We start from the raw sequence: 1939 nt of genomic DNA, 5'->3' as shown, positions 1-1939 counted from the left end.
CGGTGCGGCTGCCAATGGCAGCCCAGGTCGTGCCGCCATCGGTGGAGTATTGCCATTCGCCCTGCGCGCTGTTGACTGACAGGTTAGTGATAGCCACGCCCCAGAAACTGTCAGCGCTGGTGCCGCCGGTTGCCGTAATGGACGCATTGTTGACCTGATCGTTCGGGTCCGAGAAGTTACCGGCAAACAGGTTGGCAATGGTGTCGCCGGTAATCGCTGCGGCGCTGGTGTCTTCGCTCACCGGGGCCAGCGTCTGGGTAGCGCCGCCCAGCACGACCAGCACGACCGGGGCATCGTTCGACGGTTTCACGGTCACGCTAAAGGTACGGGTGGTGACCAGCGCGGCGGAGGTGTCATCGGCGTAGCTGATGTCGCCCGGGTTCGCGTTCGGGTTATTGCTGTCGCCGGTAAGCGTGGTCGGGCGGCTGCCGTGGTTGGCGTTATCGTTCACCACTACGGTGACGTTAAAGGTGCCGTTCCAGTCGGCGGCGGTGACGCCCGCGTTGGTCGGCAGGTTCACCGTCAGGTTAGCGAGGCGGCTGTTGATCTGCGAAAGCGTGCCGGTAAGTGTGAAGCTGGTGGTGTTGACGCCGCCCGCATCAACGGTGCCGCCCGTCCCGCCAATCGTTTTAAAGGTAAAGCCGCCCGGCAGAGTGACCGTCACCGTCAGGCTGGCGCTGTCGGCGTCCGGGTCCGCCACGGTAATGGCGGGCAGGGCGACGGTCGTTGAGCCTTCGTTGACTGACTTGTCCGTCACCGTGATGGTCGCCGGATCGTTGACGTCGCTTGGGAAGACGCTGCGCCATGCGGTACTGACGTTCTGGCTCAGGCCGGAAGGCAGCGCGCCGTAAGGGTCGATAGCCGTGGTCGGCACCGCCGCGACGCCGGTGACGGCATCGTTCTGGCCGCCGTTGGCGCTGTTGGCGCTTGTCAGGTTGCCAGAGGCGTCGCGCAGGCGATCGTCGGCAATCACTTCCACACGCCAGGCGTTATCGGCGTTCGACAGGGCGGAGCCGGTCATGGAGACGGTCAGCGCCGCCAGGTACGCGTTCACCTGGCTCAGCGTGCCGCGGATCACCAGTGCGGACTCGCTGCCGTTATAGACGCTGTCAATCGTCACGCCGGACGTTGTGTTGCCGGAGCTAATGGTGATGTCGGATACGCCGGCGTTACTGTACTGCGCGGCGGTCAGCGGCACGCCGCTGGCGTCGGTGATGCGCACCGTCACCTGCATAAAATCGGTTTCGCCGTCGGCGATATTGCCGCCGTCGGTGTAATCCGGGTCGGAAATCACAAAGCCGCCGACTTTGGTGCCGTCGACTACCGCCGGATCGCTGTTGAGGTAAACCGTACCGCCCGTTGCAGAGACAACCGGCGCGTCGTTCACCGGCACAATGGTGAGGTTCAGCGTCTGGTCGGCCGGGTCGGCCTGCACGGTGTCGCCGATATGCGAGTCGCCGTCGTCCAGATGCAGGGTGATGGTGACATCGCCCGCCGCTGCGCCGTTCAGGTCGTGGTTGACGTTGGCGCCGCTCTGCCAGGTGAGGCCGAGCGCCGCGTCGTTCAGCAGCGCTTCAATGTCGCTGGCGCGACCGGTCAGCGTCAGCGTGCCGGAGTTGTCGCCGGAAATCGTAACCGGCTGGCTGCCGGCGGCGCTGGCGGTGGCGCTGGTGTTCACGTCCGCGCCGCCGATGCCGAGGGTGCCGGACGGCGCGGTGATGGTGACGGTCACCGGCGTGCCGAAGGCGGCGGATTCGGTGTCCTGCACCACGATATTGCCGCCGATAAAGCTTGCCTGATCTTCATAAACGGTACGGTCCAGGTTGGTCACGGTCAGCGTGCCCGGATCGTTGATTTCCGAGGCGCGAATGGTGACGGACGCCGCGCTCAGGTTGCCGCTTTTTTCCGGTACGGAGGCGCTGTACCAGTTGTACTCGGT

Annotated in this window: 1 pseudogene; it reads right to left on the bottom strand. The window is 64.9% G+C overall.

Annotated features, from left to right (window positions below):
- Positions 1-1939, bottom strand: a pseudogene (locus FDX01_RS23310) (hypothetical protein); the annotation flags it as partial.

Source organism: Citrobacter sp. wls613 (assembly GCF_005281195.1).
Classification (GTDB): Bacteria; Pseudomonadota; Gammaproteobacteria; order Enterobacterales; family Enterobacteriaceae; genus Citrobacter; species Citrobacter gillenii.
The sequence above is the reverse complement of the archived record's forward strand: the minus strand, read 5'-3'. Positions and strand labels throughout refer to the sequence as shown.